The 18,129-nt window shown below is 70.8% G+C and carries 18 protein-coding genes; 5 read left to right on the top strand and 13 right to left on the bottom strand.

Annotated features, from left to right (window positions below):
• Positions 1-69: 69 nt before the first annotated feature.
• Positions 70-1,239 carry a ribosome small subunit-dependent GTPase A gene (rsgA, locus tag ACFVQ0_RS05880; RefSeq protein ID WP_390084923.1) on the bottom strand — a complete coding sequence of 390 codons (1,170 nt, stop codon included), beginning with the start codon at positions 1,237-1,239 and terminating at the stop codon, positions 70-72.
• 365 nt (positions 1,240-1,604) lie between these two features.
• Between rsgA and ACFVQ0_RS05885 the strand changes: the two genes are divergently transcribed.
• On the top strand, positions 1,605-2,105 hold the full coding sequence (locus ACFVQ0_RS05885; protein WP_390084925.1) for a DUF5949 family protein: 501 nt from the start codon (positions 1,605-1,607) through the stop codon (positions 2,103-2,105).
• A 130-nt stretch (positions 2,106-2,235) separates the two neighbouring features.
• On the opposite strand, the gene ACFVQ0_RS05890 is transcribed toward ACFVQ0_RS05885, so the two are convergent.
• The 6 genes from ACFVQ0_RS05890 to ACFVQ0_RS05915 all read right to left on the bottom strand — a co-directional run bounded on the left by ACFVQ0_RS05890 (position 2,236) and on the right by ACFVQ0_RS05915 (position 5,381).
• The gene (locus ACFVQ0_RS05890) at positions 2,236-2,643 is read right to left on the bottom strand and encodes a rodlin (RefSeq protein ID WP_390084927.1); all 408 of its coding nucleotides are present in this window, start codon (positions 2,641-2,643) and stop codon (positions 2,236-2,238) included.
• Between the two features lie 119 nt (positions 2,644-2,762).
• Entirely contained in the window at positions 2,763-2,954 is a 192-nt protein-coding gene (locus tag ACFVQ0_RS05895; RefSeq protein WP_390084929.1) for a hypothetical protein, read from the bottom strand.
• A gap of 165 nt (positions 2,955-3,119) precedes the next feature.
• Positions 3,120-3,530 (bottom strand): rodlin, encoded by a 411-nt coding sequence (locus ACFVQ0_RS05900; protein ID WP_390084931.1) that lies wholly within the window; start codon positions 3,528-3,530, stop codon positions 3,120-3,122.
• Between the two features lie 183 nt (positions 3,531-3,713).
• Positions 3,714-4,004: a hypothetical protein gene (locus ACFVQ0_RS05905; RefSeq protein WP_390084933.1), complete on the bottom strand. Its 291-nt coding sequence runs from the start codon at positions 4,002-4,004 to the stop codon at positions 3,714-3,716.
• 448 nt (positions 4,005-4,452) lie between these two features.
• The gene (locus ACFVQ0_RS05910; RefSeq protein ID WP_390084935.1) at positions 4,453-4,686 is read right to left on the bottom strand and encodes a chaplin; all 234 of its coding nucleotides are present in this window, start codon (positions 4,684-4,686) and stop codon (positions 4,453-4,455) included.
• Positions 4,687-4,979: 293 nt separating this feature from the next.
• Positions 4,980-5,381 carry a rodlin gene (locus ACFVQ0_RS05915; RefSeq protein WP_311302463.1) on the bottom strand — a complete coding sequence of 134 codons (402 nt, stop codon included), beginning with the start codon at positions 5,379-5,381 and terminating at the stop codon, positions 4,980-4,982.
• A gap of 460 nt (positions 5,382-5,841) precedes the next feature.
• On the opposite strand from ACFVQ0_RS05915, the gene ACFVQ0_RS05920 reads away from it, so the two are divergent.
• Positions 5,842-6,708 (top strand): chaplin, encoded by an 867-nt coding sequence (locus ACFVQ0_RS05920; RefSeq protein ID WP_390085412.1) that lies wholly within the window; start codon positions 5,842-5,844, stop codon positions 6,706-6,708.
• Between the two features lie 102 nt (positions 6,709-6,810).
• Here ACFVQ0_RS05920 and ACFVQ0_RS05925 read toward each other — a convergent pair whose 3' ends face one another.
• From ACFVQ0_RS05925 to ACFVQ0_RS05945, 5 genes are all read right to left on the bottom strand, one after another.
• Complete coding sequence (locus ACFVQ0_RS05925; protein WP_390084937.1) at positions 6,811-7,746, bottom strand: dihydrodipicolinate synthase family protein; 936 nt, start codon at positions 7,744-7,746, stop codon at positions 6,811-6,813.
• Positions 7,743-8,750: an ABC transporter ATP-binding protein gene (locus tag ACFVQ0_RS05930; protein ID WP_390084939.1), complete on the bottom strand. Its 1,008-nt coding sequence runs from the start codon at positions 8,748-8,750 to the stop codon at positions 7,743-7,745. The genes ACFVQ0_RS05925 and ACFVQ0_RS05930 overlap by 4 nt, the downstream gene beginning before the upstream one ends.
• A complete protein-coding gene (locus ACFVQ0_RS05935; RefSeq protein WP_390084941.1) occupies positions 8,747-10,717 on the bottom strand; it encodes a dipeptide/oligopeptide/nickel ABC transporter permease/ATP-binding protein in 1,971 nt (656 codons plus the stop codon). The genes ACFVQ0_RS05930 and ACFVQ0_RS05935 overlap by 4 nt, the downstream gene beginning before the upstream one ends.
• A gap of 1 nt (position 10,718) precedes the next feature.
• A complete protein-coding gene (locus ACFVQ0_RS05940; RefSeq protein ID WP_390084943.1) occupies positions 10,719-11,669 on the bottom strand; it encodes an ABC transporter permease in 951 nt (316 codons plus the stop codon).
• Between the two features lie 122 nt (positions 11,670-11,791).
• Positions 11,792-13,387, bottom strand: coding sequence for an ABC transporter substrate-binding protein (locus ACFVQ0_RS05945; protein WP_390084945.1), 1,596 nt, complete (start codon positions 13,385-13,387; stop codon positions 11,792-11,794).
• A gap of 170 nt (positions 13,388-13,557) precedes the next feature.
• On the opposite strand from ACFVQ0_RS05945, the gene ACFVQ0_RS05950 reads away from it, so the two are divergent.
• The 3 genes from ACFVQ0_RS05950 (at position 13,558) to ACFVQ0_RS05960 (ending at position 17,350) form a co-directional block, all read left to right on the top strand.
• Positions 13,558-14,289, top strand: coding sequence for a FadR/GntR family transcriptional regulator (locus tag ACFVQ0_RS05950; RefSeq protein WP_390084947.1), 732 nt, complete (start codon positions 13,558-13,560; stop codon positions 14,287-14,289).
• 313 nt (positions 14,290-14,602) lie between these two features.
• Entirely contained in the window at positions 14,603-16,042 is a 1,440-nt protein-coding gene (locus ACFVQ0_RS05955; protein WP_390084949.1) for an exo-alpha-sialidase, read from the top strand.
• Positions 16,043-16,093: 51 nt separating this feature from the next.
• Positions 16,094-17,350: an FAD-dependent monooxygenase gene (locus ACFVQ0_RS05960; protein ID WP_390084951.1), complete on the top strand. Its 1,257-nt coding sequence runs from the start codon at positions 16,094-16,096 to the stop codon at positions 17,348-17,350.
• Positions 17,351-17,395: 45 nt separating this feature from the next.
• Here ACFVQ0_RS05960 and ACFVQ0_RS05965 read toward each other — a convergent pair whose 3' ends face one another.
• Positions 17,396-18,082 carry a FadR/GntR family transcriptional regulator gene (locus tag ACFVQ0_RS05965; RefSeq protein ID WP_390084953.1) on the bottom strand — a complete coding sequence of 229 codons (687 nt, stop codon included), beginning with the start codon at positions 18,080-18,082 and terminating at the stop codon, positions 17,396-17,398.
• Positions 18,083-18,129 lie beyond the last annotated feature (47 nt).

An 18,129-nucleotide genomic window follows, 5' to 3' on the forward strand; every position in this document is an offset into this window, starting at 1 on the left:
CACATCATCCAGTGTGCGGCACCCCGCAGCACCGCACTCGCGGTTTTCGGACGTCGACCAGGGTCCCGGCTACTGGACCCGGCCGCGCTTCGCCTCCATGGCGGCCCGGCCTTCGGCACCCTTGCGCTTCCAGTCGCGCCGGATCTCGTTGCGGAGCCGGGCGTCGGTCTTGGCGACGATGCGCTGGTTCTCGCGCAGCAGCTTGCGGTAGCTGTCCATGCGCCGCTCGGGCAGCGAACCGTCCGTGAGCGCCGCCTGCACCGCGCAGCCCGGCTCCGCCTCGTGGGCGCAGTCGTGGAACCGGCACCGTTCGGCCAGCGCCTCGATCTCGGAGAAGACCTGGCCGACGCCGGTCTCCGCGTCCCACAGGCCGACCCCGCGCAGCCCGGGGGTGTCGATGAGGACACCACCGGAGGGCAGCACCAGGAGATTGCGGGTCGTGGTGGTGTGCCGGCCCTTGCCGTCGATGTCACGGGTGGCCCGCACCTCCATCTCGTCGTACCCGAGCAGGGTGTTGGCGAGGGTGGACTTGCCCGCGCCGGAAGCCCCGAGCAGCACGCTCGTACCACCGGAGACGATCGCGGCGAACACGTCGACGCCCTCTCCGGTGGCGGAGCTGACGGGCAGCACCTGGACCCCCGGGGCGAGGCGTTCGATGTCCTGAACGAGGTAGGACAGCGTGGCGGCGTCCGGGACCAGGTCGGCCTTGGTGAGCACGACGATCGTCTCGGCCGCCCCGTCACCGGCGGATGCCCCGTCACGCAGCAGCGCGTCACCGCCGGTGCTGGACATGGCGAGCGCCAGGAACCGTTCGACCCGCCCCAGGTCGAGTTCCACCGCCAGTGAGACGCAGATGGCGATGTGGTCGACGTTGGTGGCGAGCACCTGCCCCTCGGAGCGCTTGGACGAGGTGGAGCGGACGAACGCGGTGCGCCGGGGCAGCAGCGTACGGACGAACTGCGGGTCGCCCTCCGGGTCGACGGCGGCCCAGTCGCCCGTGCAGACGATCCGCATCGGATCGCGGGGCACGACGAACGCGGTGTCGGCGCGGACGGTGCCCGCGGTGGTGACGATGTCGCACTGCCCTCGGTCCACCCGGACCACCCGGCCGGGCAGCAGCCCCTGTGCGGCGTACGGGGCGAACTCGGCCGCCCAGTCGTCGTCCCAGCCGTACGCGGCCAGCGGGTGCGACGGAGAGGAGGAGGAAGAGAAGGAAGAGGAGGAGATCGGGAGAGACAAGGGAAACCCTTCACAGGGTGGCCCCGGCACTGCGCACGGCGGCGCAGAAGTCAGAGAAGGTCAGCCGGCGGCCACGGGGGTGGGACAGACACACTTCGGCTCGTGGGCAGCGCCCACCGCAATGACAGTCATCAATGTCCTCACCTCCTGTGTTCACACACGGTCCGGGACCGGCGCTCTCGTCCCGCCGTCCGTAACGTCGCAAACGATAGCGCGGGGCGGCCCGGTGGCGTCAACCGAATTATCGCGACGCCCCGTCCCGGCGCACGCCACCGACGGTTCCGGAGCGCCGATATCCTGAACTATCCCTCGATCGAGTGATACGCATGAGGATCGACCGGTCACAGCCGGTTAGGGTGCCGGACATGACCTCCCCCCAGACAGCCACCGGAACCTTCACCCAGGCCCAGTTGGGCACCCTCAGCCTGATCGGCTGGAGCGGCGAACACCCCCACAACGGACGGGAAGTCGCCTTCCTGCTCGGGTACTCGCTCGGCGACGGATCGGACGGCCCCGCGGCCGGCGAGAACGCCATGCGCGTCGCGCTGGAGCGCAGCGGGCTGCACATCGGCGGCGCCCCGGTGCGCGCCGACGAGACACCCGGGCTCCCGGTGAAACTGCTCGTCCAGGCGGGTCAGGCCGTTCTGACGCTGCCTCACTTCACCGCCCAGTACCCGGCCCGGCCGGAGTGGCTGGCCGCCGCCCGCGAACAGGGTGAGGTGCAGGCGATGTTCGCCACTCGCCCCTGGCCGCAGGGTGCGCCGGGCAGCCCGGTGACCGAGGACTCGCTGCGGTCGTTCGCCGGGGACCCGGAGGTCATCGCGACCTCCGCGCACTGCGTGCTGCCGGTACGCACCCTCGGCTGACCGCCCCTGAAGCGCGCGATGCCCACCGCCCCCCGTGGAGCGGTGGGCATCGCGCGTTCTCGGGCGCCCCGCCGACGCGCGACGGGCGGCCCGGGACTTCCCGGACCGCCCGCGGCACGTGTGTCCGGCGTCAGTTGTTGGCGACGCCGTTCCCGGAGAGGACCGGGATGCCGTCCACCAGGTGCGACAGGGGCTCGTCGCCCTTGGCCTGGACGGAGTTGTCGGCGCACTGCTGGTTCTGCGGGTTGGACAGGACCTGGACGTCCTGGACCGCGATCGGAACGAGACCGATCAGCGAGCCGACGTTGGCCTTGACCGGCACGCCGAGGCAGAGGTCGTTCAGGGTGCCCTGGACGAGCTGGGCCTGCGGGCTGCCGTCGCCACGGGTCACGCTGTTGCCGTAGGAGGACTCGGCGCCGTTGCCGTTGACCGACGTCGTGCCCTGGTCATTTCCGATCGCCATGGCCGCGGGGGCCACCGCGGCGGACAGGCCGACCATGGACACGGCTACGGCCGCGCCGGCCATCATCTTCTTCATCACACTTCACCTTTCGGAACGCCCCGTTCTGGGACGTACTGATCAACCGCCTAAAGCCCAGACAGTTGCGCAGTACCACTCAAATGGGTTCGATCCCGCGTAAGTTCGACACCCTCTCGTCAACCCGGGAAGGCCTCGCCCGAGGTGCGCGCCGCCGGGACCAGCCCCGCGGTGCGGGGCGAACCGGGCTCCACGGGCTCCGGATCGCCCCGGGTCGCCTGCCATTCGGCGAGGAGGCGGTCGTAGATCGGTGTGACGCCTTCCGCGGGGCGGCGGCGGTCCTGGGAGCTCCTGCTGTCGTACTCGTCCATGAGGTGGCCATACCCGCTGCGGCGGAAAGCGCCCGGTGCCACTACGGCAACCGGCCCAGTGGACCAGCCCTTCCGGGGGGGCCGAGGGGCCGCGCGCCGGGAACGCGACATGGGGCCGCCCCGTCCGCGTGGACGGGCCGGCCCCATGGGGTACGACAGGTGGGACTAGTTGTTGGCGGCACCGTTGCCGGACAGGATCGGGATGTCGTCCAGGATGTGCGACAGCGCCTCGTCACCCTTGGCCTGGGTGGAGTTCTCGGTGCACTGCTGGTTCTGCGGCGACGACAGGACGTTGAGGTCCTGGACCGAGATCGGCACGACGCCGAGCAGCGAACCGGCGTTGACCTTGGCGGGCAGCGCGATGCAGGGCTTGTTGAGCGAGCCCTGGATGAGCGCGAACTGCGGGCTCCAGTCGCCGTGGGTGGCGGAGTTGCCGTACGACTGCATGGCACCGTTGCCGTTGACCGAGGTGGTGCCCTGGTCGTTGCCGATCGCCATGGCCGAGGGGGCCACCGCGGCGGAGACGCCGACGATGGAGGCGGCCACGGCCGCCGAGGCCATAATCTTCTTGATCATTGATCTAGCCCTTCTGGGTTTTTCTGTTGCCCGCTGACCTGAGCGCTTTGATCAACTCGCGGCTGCGGGAATGGTTGTGGCACTTCACTCGAACGGTGCGTCTGCCGTCCGCCCGTTCACGGGAGGCACCGCACCGGAGCGGTGTGGAACGCTTCGGACCGGCAACCGCCGCCCCGGCAGGGGTCAGCCGCCGAGCGGGAGACCGCCGACGAGCGGGGCGGCACCCTTGGCCGCACCGGTGGCCTGTCCGGCGATCTTGGTGACGGTGCCGTCCTTCTGCAGCTTGCCGGTGGCACCGTCGACGGTGTCGACGATCGGGTCGACGGCCTGCGGGGCCGCGGCCACCACCTGGTTGATCCCGCCGTCGAGGCTGAAGTTCGGAGCCGTCGCGGTGGTAACGGCGAAGGCGGGAGCAGCCGTTCCGAGAGCGACCACGGAGCCGGCAACGAACGCGGCGGTCTTCGCGTACTTCACTTTCAGGTTCCCTTCTGCGGCGGCAGCTGTTTCGGTCGCGTCCCCGCGCCGCACCAGCCTTCTTTAGCTGTGACTTCTGCCGCTTTCTCCATGGCTAACGACCCGATTGCGGCCGGGCAACTGGAGCTTTCCGCTTTTCTCGGAACGGCCCACCGGACCACTCGATCGATTGCATGACTAATCACTGAATCGAGTGTGACCGCGGGACAGCGGACGCGTTTCGGTGGTGGACTGTCGGTACTCCGTCCCGCGCGCCCGCCCGGATGTATGCCCCCAGCCGCCGGCGCACCGCGCCCCGGGCCGGTGGAAACGGCTCAGGCCTTTTCACCGTGTCCGGGCAGGGCCGCGAACTCCCGGGACGGAGAGCGCAGGAAAGAGGAAAGCCCCGGATCGCAGGAGATGCGATCCGGGGCAGACCGGCGCCGAGACGGGCTCGGCGGTACAACGATCAGGCGTTGACGCAGGTGTTGCCGAAGGCCGGGTTCAGCAGACCGATGACGTTCACGGTGTTGCCGCACAGGTTGACCGGCACGTGGATCGGGACCTGGATGGTGTTGCCGGACAGGACGCCCGGGGAGCCCACGGCCGCACCCTCGGCACCGGAGTCGGCGAACGCCGGGGCGGCGGCACCCATCGCGATGAGGGTTCCGGCGGCAACGGCGGCGATCTTGGTGTACTTCACTTTCAACCCTTTCTTTGACGGAGTCCGGAGCGGCAACGAATTTCGTGCCGCACGAGCGCGGGTTCTGACCACTCGTAACTCCGCCGCTGTAATTCGTAACGATTTAAGACGGTAAGCGAAACTCTTCCAGCCGAAGATTCCTCGAAGACCGCCCGAATGACGCAGTTCCGATCACGCGACGTCACCGTCGCGGTCACCGGACCGCTCACGGACGAGCCCCAAGGAGGGCAGCAGCAGGCCCCGGGCCGCGCGGAGGAGGAGCGCCGGCGGCCCGGGGCCTGTGCACAGCTGGATCAGCGGTTGCCGGCACCGTTGCCGGAGAGGACCGGGATGTCGTCCAGGATGTGCGACAGCGCCTCGTCGCCCTTCGCCTGGGTGGAGTTCTCGGTGCACTGCTGGTTCTGCGGCGACGACAGGACGTTGACGTCCTGGACCGCGATCGGGACGAGGCCGATCAGCGAACCGACGTTGGCCTTGAGCGGCAGGCCGACGCAGGGCTTGTTCAGCGAGCCCTGGACCAGGCCGAACTGGGGGCTGCCGTCGCCGTGGGTCTCGGCGTTGCCGAACGACTGCGAGGCGCCGTTCCCGTTGACCGACGTGGTGCCGCCGTCGTTGCCGATGGCCATCGCCTGCGCGGCGCCGAGACCGAGGATGGAGGCGGCAACGGCACCCGTAGCCAGGACCTTCTTGATCACGATGAACCCTTCTCGTACTGGATGCCCCGTACCGGAGCGCACTGACCAACTCGCTTCGGGACGTTTGGTTATGTCCATTCACTCGAATGCCGGGATTCGACGGACACGCGTACGAAAGATGCGAGTAAATGCACCACATATTCGTTTGCCATGTGTTTCGATTCGGGCCTCAACCTCCTTTCGGTCGAACGACGCAGAGCGCTGCCCAATGACTCGAATCCAGGAAGCGAACACCCCTTCGTAGTCCGTCCGGGTGGTCACATTATTTTCACGGATTTCACGTTTCCCTGTCACCCGGGCGTCGTTATGGGTGGAGTCAAGCCCGCCCGACGGGACGCTCACCCAGCAGTACTGGCATGCCCGACGGTTGCTGCACGGCTGATGAACGAACTGCGGGCGATACGCCCGCGCGAAATGTCCTAAGGAAGGGCAAGCAATGCGAAAAGCCTTGAGTAAAAGCGTGCTCGTCATGGCGGCGGCGTCAGGCATCCTGACCGCGTCCGGCGGCTACGCGTTCGCGGACGCCTCGGCCGACGGGGCCGCCATCGGTTCCCCCGGGGTCGGCTCGGGCAACACCGTGCAGGTGCCGGTGCATGTGCCCGTCAACGTCTGTGGCAACACGGTCAACGTGATCGGCGCGCTGAACCCGGCGTTCGGCAACGAGTGCGAGAACAGCGGCGGCGGATCGGGCAGCGGCGACGCTCAGGGCGCGAGCGCCAACGGCGTCGCGGCCAACTCCCCCGGCGTGCTGTCGGGCAACCTGATCCAGGCCCCGGTCGACGTCCCGGTCAACGCCTGCGGCAACACGGTCGACGTGGTCGGTCTGCTGAACCCGGCGTTCGGCAACAAGTGCGAGAACAGCGAGGGCGGGAACGAGACCCCGCCGCCGCCGACCCACCCGAAGCCCCCCACGCACCCCAAGCCGCCGACGCATCACAACCCGCCGCACCACAACCCGCCCACGCACAACCCGCCGAAGCCGCCGACGACGGGCCACCACCACCATCACCACAACGGCGACTGCCCTCCCGGCCACCACCACAACCCGCCGAAGCCGCCCACGCACAACCCGCCCCACCACAACCCGCCCACGCACAACCCCCCGCACCACAACCCCCCGACCCACAACCCGCCCACGCACAACCCGCCGACGCACAACCCGCCGACGCACGCCTGGCACCCCCACAAGCCGACGCACCACCACAAGCCGCCGCAGATGGCGCACACCGGTGCGAACGGCAACCTGGGTATCGCCGGTGGCGCCAGCGCCGCGATGGTGCTCGGTGGCGGCCTGCTGATGCGCCGCACCCGCAAGTCGCAGGGCTGAGCTGAGCCCGCTCCCCTGAGCGACGAAAGCCCTTGGAGGCCCGGTCGGACAGCGCACGCTGTCCGACCGGGCCTCCGTCGCGTCCGGCCCTCGGGATCGCCGTCAGACGCGGGAGAGCCCGGCCCGGTCCAGGTGGGCGGCGATGATCGCCGTCTCCTCGGCGTCCAGCGTGCGCATCGGCGGGCTCATCACGTTGGTGGCGATGATCCCGCGCAGCATGAGGGCGGTCTTGAACGCGCCGAGTCCGGCGGCGGTGGCGGAGACGGTTCCGGGGCGGGCGGCGCGGATGATGTCGAAGAGGCCGACGAGGCGGTCCTGTTCGGCGGTCGCCGCGGCCCAGTCGCCGCGTACGGCCGCTTCGTGGAGGCGCACGTAACCGTGCGGGTCGACGTTGCCGAGTCCGGGCACCGAGCCGTCGGCGCCGCCGAGCATCATCGCGTCGACGACCAGTTCGTGGCCGGTGAGCACGGAGAAGCCGGGCAGCTCCCGGGCGCCGATGACCAGCCGGCGGAACGAGCCGTCGTCGCCGCTGGAGTCCTTGACCCCGGCCAGTACCCCGTCGGCCGCCAGTGGCAGCAGCAGTTCCGGGTCGAGCTTGCTGTGCACGCAGACCGGTACGTCGTACGCGAGGAGCGGTACGTCCACGGCGGCCGCGACCTGCCTGAAGTGGCGGTCGATCTCGGCGTCGTGGGTGCGGGTGTAGAAGGGCGCGGTGACGACGACGGCGTCCGCGCCGAGCGCGGCGGCGCGGTCGGCGCGCTCGATGGCCCGGTTGGTGGTGGTCTCGATGGCTCCGACGAGGACCGGTACCTGGCCCGCGGCGGCCGCCGTGATGACCTCGATGACCTGGTCCTGCTGTCCGGGCGTCAGATAGGCGGTCTCACCGGAGCTGCCGAGGGCGAACAGCCCGCTGACACCACCGTCGATGAGATGCCCCACGACCCGCTCCAGGGAGGGGCGGTCGAGCTCGCCGTCCGCGGTGAGCGGGGTGACGACGGGCGGGATCACTCCCGAGTAGCGGGGGGTTCGGGCGGTCATGCGGTGCTCCTTGCGGACGGTACGGGGGTCGGGTCCCCGGCGGGGGACGCGGGGGTCTGGGGGTGGACGCAGTGCCAGCGGTGCCCGTCCGGGCCTTCGGTGCGGACCGGGAAGACCGTGGCGCACGCGTCGTCCGCCTTCCAGCAGCGGGTGCGGAACGGGCAGCCGGTCGGCGGGTTGGTCGCGGAGGGGACCGGGCCGGTGAGCACGATGCGCTCGGTGGTCTCCATCAGGCTGGGGGTCGCGGAGAGCAGCGCCTCGGTGTACGGATGCGAGGGGGCGCCCGCGACATCGGCCGCGCGCCCCTCCTCGACGACGCGGCCGAGGTAGAGGACGGCGATGCGGTCGGCCAGGTAGCGCACGGTCTGGATGTCGTGCGAGATGAACACCATGCCGAGGCCGAGCCGTTCGCGCAGGTCGACCAGGAGGTTGAGGACCTGGGCGCGGACCGAGACGTCGAGCGCGGACGTCGGTTCGTCGGCGACGATCAGTTCCGGTTCGAGCGCGAGCGCGCGGGCGATGGCGACGCGCTGGCGCTGGCCGCCGGAGAGCTGTCCGGGCAGTGCGGCCAGGGTGTGGCCGGGGAGGCCGACCAGGTCGAGGAGTTCCCCGACGCGTGCCCGGCGCTCCTCGCGGGTGCCCCGGCGGTGCACGTCGAGCGGGTCGCGCAGGATCTGCTCGACCGTGAGCCTCGGGTTGAGGGCGGTGGAGGGGTCCTGGAAGACGACGCCGACGGCGGAGCCGAAGTCGTCGCGCCGCTGGGTTCCGGACATCTCCCACAGGTCCTTGCCGTGGAAGGTGACCGTGCCCTCCGTGGGCTTCTGCAGACCGGTCAGGACCCGGGCCATCGTCGACTTGCCGCAGCCGGACTCACCGACCAGGCCGACGATCTCGCCGCGCTTCACCTCCAGGCTCGCGTCGGTGAGGGCGTGCACGGCGTCGCGGCGGAACACGCCTCCGCTGCGTGCCTTGTGACGTACGTGGACGCCGTCGAGCCTGATCACAGGGCGCTCCCTTCCAGCTGTGCGGCCTTCGCCGGGTGGTGGCAGGCGAAGCCGTGGTCGTGCGCGCCGGCGCGCGTGGTCAGTGCGGGGGTGGTGGTGCGGCACAGCTCGGTGGCGGCGCCGCAGCGCGAGGCGAACCGGCAGCCCGTACCGAAGCCCTGGGGTGCGGGGACGACGCCGCGGATCTGGTGGAGCCGTTCGGCGCCCGCCTCCAGCGAGACGACGGAGCCGAGCAGTCCGCGGCTGTAGTGGTGGGTGGGGGCGGTGAGCACGGACCGGGTGTCCCCGATCTCGGCCAGCCGGCCCGCGTACATCACCGCGACGCGGTGCGACAGGTCGCCGACGAGCGCGAGGTCGTGGCTGACGAGCACCATGGCGAAGCCGAGTTCGTCGCGCAGCCGGACCAGGAGCTCGACGACCTGGGCCTGGACGGTGACGTCCAGGGCGGTGGTCGGTTCGTCCGCGATGAGCAGCCGGGGGCTGCGGGAGAGCGCCATGGCGATCAGGACGCGCTGGCGCTGGCCGCCGGAGAGTTCGTGCGGGTAGCTGCGCAGGGTGCGCTCCGGCGCCAGGCCGACCAGGCCGAGGAGTTCGGCCGGGGTCTTGGTGCCGCCGCGTGAGGTGAGCTGCTTCAGCTGGGTGCCGACGAGTACGGACGGGTTGAGGGAGGAGAGCGCGTCCTGGTAGACCATCGCGATCTCGGGGCCCATCAGGGCGCGGCGTTCCTTCGGCGGGAGCTTCAGCAGGTCCCGGCCCCGGTAGAGGATCTCGCCGCTGACCTCGGCGTTGCGGGCGAGGAGGCCCATGACGGCGAGGCTGGTGATGGATTTGCCGCAGCCGGACTCGCCGACCAGGCCGAGGGTTTCGCCCTCGTGGACGGTGAAGTCGAGGGAGTCGACGACCGGGGTGGTGCCGTACCGGTCGGGGAATCGGATGGCGAGGTCCCGTACGACCAGGAGTTCGGCGGCGTCCTCCGGTACCGGGGCGATCGCCGGGCCGTTGGCGTGGACGCGCTCCGCGAGCTTGGCGAGGGCGGCGTCGATGTCCACGGTGGAGCGGGCCTCCACCGGGTCCGGTGCTGCGGCGGTGTGGGAGGGTTCCGCGCCCGCCCGGGGCTTCTTCGGGGCCGCGGAGGCGTCGGTGAGGCCCTCGGAGAGGATGTTCAGCGCGAGGACGGTGACCAGCAGGGCGAGGCCGGGGAAGAACGTGGCCCACCAGCCGCCCGCGAGGAGGATCTGCCGGCCGTAGGCCAGGACGCTGCCCCAGCTGGGGTCGGGGTCCTGTACACCGGCGCCGATGAAGGAGAGGCTCGCCTCGAAGATGATCGCCTCCGCGACCATCACGGTGGCGAAGACCATGACCGGGGCCATGCAGTTGACGGCGACGTGCCGCAGCACGATGTAGCCGCGCCGGGCGCCGATGACCTTCTCGGCCGCGACGTAGTCCTCGCCGTACTGGGAGAGGACGTTGGCGCGGACCACCCGGGCCAGTGACGGGGTGTAGACGAAGGCGATGGTGAAGATGATGACCGGGACGCTGGTGCCGAAGACGGCGACGAGTACGGCGGCCAGGGCGATCGGCGGGAACGACATCACCACGTCGAGGGTGCGCATCACGGACTCGTCGCCGAGCTTGCGCGAGGTGGCGGCGAGTGCGCCGAGCAGGGCGCCGGCGATCAAAGCCAGGGCGGTCGAGCCGAGGCCGATGACCAGCGAGTAGCGCGAGCCGTGCACGACGCGGGCGAAGACGTCGCGGCCGGCCCGGTCGGTGCCGAACCAGTGGCCGCCGCTCGGGGCCTGGACCGGGGTGCCGGTGGTGAGCGGGTCCTGGGTGAGGAGCGGGGCGAACACCGCGCCGAGGATGACGAGGAGCAGCACGCAGAGCGCGACGCGGGAGGTGACGGGGAGGGCGCGGAACGCGATGCCCGGTCGGGAGAGCTTGTTGGCCAGCCGGCCCGTGGTGAACATGTCACACCGTCCTGATGCGCGGGTTGACCAGCAGATAGAGCAGGTCGACGATGACGTTGACCACCAGGAACGCGATGGCGATGGTCAGTACGGTGCCCTGGACCAGGGCGACATCGCCGCCGGTGACACCTTCGAGGATGAGCTTGCCCATGCCGGGCAGGTCGAAGATCGCTTCGATGACGACGGCGCCGCTGAGCAGGTAGCCGACCTTGACGCCGAGCACGGTGAGCGGGGTGACGAGCGCGTTGCGCAGCACCGAGCGGATCACCAGGAACACCGGCAGGCCGTTGCCGCGTGCGGTGCGGACGTAGTCGCGGTCGAGCTCGGCGACCATCGAGGTGCGGACGAGCCGGGCGAGGGAGGCCGCGACGGGCACGGCGAGCGAGAAGGCGGGCAGGGCCATGGTGCGGAGCCAGCCGCTGAAGGAGTCGGCGGGGTTGGTGTAGCCGCCGGTCGGGAAGACCGGGGTGTTCAGCGCGAACTGCTGGATGAGCAGGACCCCGAGCCAGAAGGACGGGACGGCGACCCCGGCCATGGAGAGCACCCGGAACAGCTGGTCGGGCCAGCGGTCGCGGTACATCGCGCCGATGACTCCGGAGACGACCGCGAGGACGATCGCGAGGATCAGGCCGAGGATCGTCAGCTGGAGGGTGAGCGGGAAGGCGGCGGTGATCCGGTCGACGACGGGCTGGCTCGGCGGGACGGTCATCCCGAGGTCGAAGTGGAGCAGCTGGCCGAGGAAGTGGAAGTAGCGGACGGGCAGCGGGTCGTTGAGGCCGTTGGCGTCCGCGAAGGCCGCACGGGCTTCGGGCGTGGCGCTCTCCCCGAGCGCGTTGAAGGCCGGGTCGGCCGGCGAGAACTGCAGCACCACGAAGACGAGCAGCGCGATGCCGAGGATCATCACCGGCATCATCGCGACGCGGCGCAGCGCGAGCCGGAGAAAAGCAACCATCGTCGGGTTCCTTGCGGTTGGGCGGGCCGGTCCGGGACAGCGGGGTCGGTTGTCCCGGACCGGGCGATCCGGCGCCTGACGGGCGGCGCCGGCTGGGAGGGCGGCTCGGGGTCGGCGTTCGGTCAGGCGCGGCTGACGTCCAGGAAGGACAGTCCGGTGGTGGGCAGCGGCTTGAAGCCGGGCAGCGCCTTCTCGGTCCAGGCGGTGGGGAGTTTGCGGTGGAGGATCGGGTAGAGCGCGGCCTCGTCCGCGACGAGGTCGGTGACCTGGCCCCACAGCTCCTTGCGCTTCGCGTCGTCGCCCGCCTGGGCGGCCTTGTCGAGGGTCTGCTTGACCTTCTTGTACGCGGCGGACCTGCCCCAGCCGTAGCGGCTCTCGGGCCAGAAGCCGTAGTAGAACCAGCGCAGCAGCAGGTCGGCGTCGTTGCCGAAGACGGACGGGTCGCCGGGCGCGACGAGGACGTCGAAGTCCCCCTTGTCGACCTTGGCGTACTGGGCCGGGGACTGGGCGATGTTGAGGGTGACCTTGACGCCCGCCTGCTCCCAGCTCTCCTTCAGGAGCGGGGCGATGTCCTTGACCCAGCCGGTGTCGGTGGTCAGGACGGTGAAGGCGAGGTTCTTCACGCCCGCCTCCGCGAGGAGCTGCTTCGCCTTGGCCACGTCGTGCGTGTAGACGGTCGCGGCCTTGTGGTAGTCGGGGTGGGTCGCGGGCACGTAGCCGGTGGCGGCCGCGGCGTTGCCGACCATCGCGGTGGAGATGATCTTCTCGGTGTCCAGGGCGTAGTGCAGTGCCTGGCGCACCCGCTTGTCCGCGAACCGCTTGTCGGCGGTGTTGAACATCAGGAAGAGCAGCCCGAAGGACTGCACGGACTCCGTCCTCGCGTTGCCGGAGAGCCGCTTGACGTCGATGTAAGGGACGTCCTCGATGGCCTGGACGCGGCCCGACTCCATGGCGCTGACCCTGGCCGACTGGTCGGACATCAGGCGCCAGACCATCTTCTTGGCCTTGGCGGGGTGGGCGCCGTTGTACTTGTCGTACGCCTCGAAGACGATCTTGTCCTCGCGGGTGGCAGAGACGAATCTGTACGGCCCGGAGCCGACCGGCTTGGCGTCGAAGGCCTTCGGGTCGGGTGCCACGATCTTCTTCGGGACGATCCGGGCCACGGCTATCCGGGACGGGAAGAGCGCGAAGGGGTACTTGAGCTTGAACTCGACCGTGCCCGCGTCGACGGCCTCGACCGTGTCGATGAAGGGCACGAACTGCGCCATCAGCGAGGCGTTCTTCGGGTCCAGGATGCGTTCGAAGCTGAAGACGACGTCGTCGGCGGTGACGGCGGAGCCGTCGTGGAAGGTCGCCCCCTTGCGCAGCGTCGCCCGGTAGGTGGTGGCGTTGATCTTCTTCGGCATCTCGGTGGCGAGCGCGGGACGTGCCACGAGTGTTGCCGGATCGAGATCGACCAGGCCCTCGAAGATGTGCATGTTGGCGGCGTACGGGGTCGCGCCCGAGGTGATCATCGGGTCGAAGCCGGTCGACAGCGGATACGACAGACCGGCCTCGATGAGGTCGCTGCCGCTGCCCTTGTCCGTCGATCCGTCGGCGGTCGAGGACGGTCCGCCACAGGCGGCAAGGCTCGCCGTGATGGCGGCCGCGGCACCGACAGCACTGGTGTAACGCAGGAAGGTGCGGCGCTCGACACCGGCTGCTCTCAGCTCGGGCACGGGTCCTCCAGGGACTTTGAGGTGGGGCGTCGGGGGTGAAGACGGGCGGTGGATCGGTGGTTCACGGGGACCGCGGAACCTTAAGCATCAGACGTCAGATGTCTGATGCCTTGATAGCGTGGGAACGTAGCTTGACAATCGAGAGGGGTCAAGAGGTGGGGAGTTCACATATGTCCGGAACGAGGCCCGGCCGGCAGCTGCTCCGGCAGGAAGTCGTCGACGGCATCAAGCGGTACATCCTCGAAGAACGGCTCCGCCCCGGGGACCCGCTGCCCACCGAGCCCGCCCTGTGCGAGGCCCTCGGCGCCAGCCGCTCCAGCGTCCGCGAGGCCGTCAAGATCCTCAACGCGCTCGACATCGTCGAGGTCCGCCACGGACACGGCACCTACGTCGGCAGGCTGAGCCTGTCGGCGCTGGTGGAGAGCCTGACCTTCCGCGGACTGCTCTCCCCCGACGACGACTTCCAGGTGATGGCCGACCTGGTCGACGTGCGCGAGCTCTTCGAGCGCGGCATGGCCGACCGCATCGTCACGCTGCTCACGCCGGAGCAGCTCGACGCGCTGGACGGCCTGGTGGCCACCATGCGCGAGACCGGCGCGCAGGAGGGGCACGGTTTCGTGGACGCCGACCGGGCGTTCCACGCGCGGCTCGTCGCCCCGCTGGGCAACGAACTGATCGGCCAGCTCTCGATGGCCTTCTGGGACGTGTACACGATCGTCGCGCCGCATCTCGACGGATTCACCCACGCCGACGAGACGGCCACGATCGTGGCCCACCAGAACATCGTGGACGCCGCGCGGGCCAAGGACATCCCCGGCTTCATGCGGGCGCTCGGCGAGCACTACGCCCCGGTCAGGCGCCGGATCTCGGAGGCGCGGGCCCGCGGCGGCGCCAAGGGCTGAGCCCGCCGGGCGGCGCCCCCGGCAGGGCGAAGGGAGCTGGCCGCGACACCCCGGAGCCCCGCCCGGCGCACCCTTGACGGGTGCTGCGGGGGCTGCCTAGGGTCCGTGTGCCGACAGGACATCTGACGTCATCCGTCTGATGACCTGTCGCACACCCGGATCCGTACCTACGACGTGACGGCGCCCGGCTTCACCGGCCGGAGCGCGCGAACCCCTGGCCTGCGTCGTGGAGTTGCCGCCGCACAGACCCCAAGGGCCGTCCCATCTCCCACCCTTCGAGAAGCACCCCCCCTTCCGAGAAGAGAGATCGTCCATGCAGCGAACCGTCCCTGTCGCCCTGCTCAGTGCCGCCATGCTGGTGATCGCCGTGACCGGCACCGCCCAGGCCGCGGCGCCCGCCCCCGGCACGCTCACCTCCCAGGACCTGACCGTCGACGGCGTGGGCTCCCCCCACTACCGCATCCCCGCGCTGACCACCTCGGTCAAGGGCACCGTGCTGGCGGCCTACGACGCCCGGCCCACCCTCGCGGACCTGCCCTCCAACATCGGCATCGTGCTGCGCCGCAGCACCGACGGCGGTACGACCTGGCAGCCCCAGCAGGTGGTCCGCAAGGACGCCGCGCCCAAGGGATACGGGGACCCGAGCCTGCTGGTCGACCGGACCACCGGCCGGATCTTCCTGTTCTACGCGGCCGGGGTGAACCAGGGCTTCGCGGGCTCGGCCACCGGCAACGACGAGAGCGACCCCGACGTCCTCCAGGCCGACTACAGCTACTCGGACGACGACGGGCTGACCTGGACCCACCGCCGGATCACCAAGCAGCTCAAGGACCCGGCCTGGGCAGGGACGTTCGCCGCGTCCGGCGAGGGCATCCAGCTGCGCAACGGAGCCCACAAGGGCCGGCTGATCCAGCAGTACGCCGTCCGCATCAACGGCGCCAACTACGCGGCGAGCGCGTACAGCGACGACCACGGCGCGAGCTGGCGGATGGGCAAGCCGGTCGGCCCCGGCGGCGACGAGAACAAGACCGTCGAGCTGAACGACGGCACCGTCATGCTCAACAACCGCTCCGCGCCCTACCGGACGATCGCGTACTCCACGGACGGCGGAGCCACCTACACCCCGTTCGTCCAGGACACCGCGCTCCCCGATCCGGCGAACAACGCCTCGGTCATCCGCTACGCCCCCGACGCCCCGGCCTCGGACCCGCAGTCCTCCTGGCTGCTGTTCAGCAACACGGAGGACACCGGGTCGCGTCGCAATCTCACCGTCAAGATGTCCTGCGACAACGGCAAAACCTGGCCGATCCGGAAGGTCGTCGACCCCGGCGCGGCGGCGTACTCGACCCTGACCCGGCTGCCGGACGGCAGGGTCGGGCTGCTGTACGAGCGGGGCGACTACGAGCACATCACGTACGACTCGTTCGACCTGAAGTGGCTGGGCGGCACCTGTGCCGACGTCACCATCACCCCGCCCGCCACGCTGAGGGCGGGGACCGGCGCCGAGATCACGGTCCGGGTGGTGAACCGGATGGACGTGACCCGGAGCGCGGGCACCATCGATCTGACCGTGCCGAGCGGCTGGACGGCCCGGCAGACCGCGATCCCCGCACTCAACCCCGGCCAGGGCGCCAACATCAGGATCCCGGTCACCGTACCGGCCGGCGCGGCCGGCAGCGCCGCGCTCACCGCGACGTACCGTGCGGACGGCAAGCAGGCCCAGGGCACCGCGAAGGTGACCGTCTCCCCGTAACCGGCCCCGGGCCGTACGTCCAACGGCCGAAAGGCGGTTGGACGTGCCCCGGTGCGCGACCGTTCAATGGGAGCGACGCGCAGCGGGCGGGGCAACCGGGAAGTGGTGGTGGACGTGGCGGGAGCGGTCTTACGCATCGGGGTCGTCGGCGGGAGCATCGCCGGGTGCGCGATGGCCATCGCCGGGGCCAGGGCCGGCGCGGAGGTGACGGTCCACGAGCGCAGCGAAGCGGCCCTGGAGGACCGGGGGTTCGGCATCGCCATCCCGCCGGCGCTGCACCGGGAACTGGTCGCCGCCGGGTATCTGGACGCCGCCATGCCGACGGTCCCGGCGCCCTCCCGGCTCTGGCTCACCCGGCAGGACGATCGTCCGTACGCACGCGAACTGGCCCGCCAGGAAGGTGCGGTGACGGCCTGTCACTGGGGTCTGCTGTGGCGCACCCTGCGGGCGAACACCGGGGCAGCCGTGCGGTACCACCGGGGGCAGCCCGTCACCGGAGTGGGGCGTCACCCCTCGGGCGGCGCCGTGCTCCGTACGGCGGACGCGGAGCACGTCTACGACATCGTCGTCGGGGCGGACGGGCCCCGGTCCGTCACCCGGGAGGCCGTCGCCCCGGGGGTGCGGCCGGTTCCGGCGGGGTACGCCGTGTGGCGCGGCACGCTGCCGCTCGCCGAGCTCGCCGGTCATCCACGGGTGCTGGAGCTGGTGCGCGGCGCGTGGATCACGCTCGGCTACCGGGGCGGGCACGGGATCTTCTACCTGATCCCCGGCACCGCGCCGGAGTCCCGGCTGCTGGCGTACGCCATCTACGGCTCCCCTCCCCCGGCGACCTGGACCGCCGCGCACGAGACGTACGTACGGCACATCGCGCGGGAGCACTTCCCGGCGGACTGGGCCGCTCTCGTCGGCGGGGGCGAGCACACGTCCATGGCGTACCACCCGGTCACCGATTTCGACCCGCCCCGGGTGGCCGATCCGCCGTTCCTGCTGGCGGGCGACGCGGCGAGCATCACCAGGCCGCACACCGCCAGCGGTGCGACGAAGGCGCTTCAGGACGCGCTCTGTCTGGAACGCGTCCTGCGCGGGGCGCCGTCCTCCCCGGCCGAGGCGCTGCGCCGGTACGCGGCCGAACGGCGGCCCGAGGGGACCCGGCTGGTCGCCCTGGGGCGCCGGCTGGGGCACGCGATGGTCGAACGGACCCCGGACTGGGGGGCGATGGGAGCGGCGGAGGTGGCGGCGTGGTCCCGCGCGACGCTGGACGGCGCGGACAGTTACCTCCACGGGAGGGTGGACAGGGTGGAGGGGTGACGGGCCGGAACGCGATGGCCCGTCACCGGACGGGCCCGCGCTCGGTCACGCCGGGTCGAGCCGGGTGCGGATGCCGTCGAAGTGGGTGCGCATCGCCCGTACCGCGCGCAGGCTGTCGGCCTCCGCCACCGCCTCGACGATCTCGCGGTGCTGGGCGCAGGTGACCCACGGGTCCTGATGGCCGTCGTCGAGATCCTCGCGCACCCGGTCCATCGCCGCCCAGAAGGCGTCGAGCACCTCGCTGAGCAGGTGGTTGTCGAGCGAGGCGTACAGCGCGAGGTGGAAGGCCCGGTCGGTGGCGCGGGCGACCCGGCCGCTCTCCGCCTCCTCCTCCATCTTCGCCACGAGGGCGCGCAGCACGTCGAGGTCCTCGCCCGGGACCCCGGCGGCGACGGCGCCCACGAGCCCCGCCTCCAGGGCCTCGCGCACCTTCATCAGCTCGGCGAGACCGGGCTCGCCCTGGCGGTGGCGGACGGCCGCCCGGAAGGCGAGCCCCTCGGCGAACGGTGACAGCGAGAGCGAGCCGACGAAGGTGCCGAATCCGCGCCGGATCTCGACGACGTTGACCGCCTGGAGCGATTTGAGCGCCTCGCGCACCGAGACCCGCCCGGCACCGAAGAGATCCATCAGCTCGGCCTCCGTGGGCAGCGCGTCGCCCGGCGCGAGCCGGCGTTCCAGGATCAGTTCCTTGATCCTGCGCTCGATGTCCTGAGCCATGGTGGGCCGCGCCACAACGTCCTCCCGAGGTGCCGTTGCCCCTTGACCGGTCGCAGGAGCAT

The sequence above is a fragment of the Streptomyces sp. NPDC057900 genome (genome assembly GCF_042887885.1).
Taxonomy (GTDB): domain Bacteria; phylum Actinomycetota; class Actinomycetes; order Streptomycetales; family Streptomycetaceae; genus Streptomyces.

What these genes read in the sequence shown, in the direction of transcription:
- ACFVQ0_RS05955 (WP_390084949.1), top strand. Translation starts at nt 14,603, where the DNA reads ATGCAGCGAACCGTCCCTGTCGCCCTGCTCAGTGCCGCCATGCTGGTG.
- ACFVQ0_RS05925 (WP_390084937.1), bottom strand. Translation starts at nt 7,746, where the DNA reads ATGACCGCCCGAACCCCCCGCTACTCGGGAGTGATCCCGCCCGTCGTC.
- ACFVQ0_RS05900 (WP_390084931.1), bottom strand. Translation starts at nt 3,530, where the DNA reads ATGATCAAGAAGATTATGGCCTCGGCGGCCGTGGCCGCCTCCATCGTC.
- ACFVQ0_RS05885 (WP_390084925.1), top strand. Translation starts at nt 1,605, where the DNA reads ATGACCTCCCCCCAGACAGCCACCGGAACCTTCACCCAGGCCCAGTTG.
- ACFVQ0_RS05940 (WP_390084943.1), bottom strand. Translation starts at nt 11,669, where the DNA reads ATGGTTGCTTTTCTCCGGCTCGCGCTGCGCCGCGTCGCGATGATGCCG.
- ACFVQ0_RS05890 (WP_390084927.1), bottom strand. Translation starts at nt 2,643, where the DNA reads ATGAAGAAGATGATGGCCGGCGCGGCCGTAGCCGTGTCCATGGTCGGC.
- ACFVQ0_RS05950 (WP_390084947.1), top strand. Translation starts at nt 13,558, where the DNA reads ATGTCCGGAACGAGGCCCGGCCGGCAGCTGCTCCGGCAGGAAGTCGTC.
- ACFVQ0_RS05895 (WP_390084929.1), bottom strand. Translation starts at nt 2,954, where the DNA reads ATGGACGAGTACGACAGCAGGAGCTCCCAGGACCGCCGCCGCCCCGCG.
- ACFVQ0_RS05935 (WP_390084941.1), bottom strand. Translation starts at nt 10,717, where the DNA reads ATGTTCACCACGGGCCGGCTGGCCAACAAGCTCTCCCGACCGGGCATC.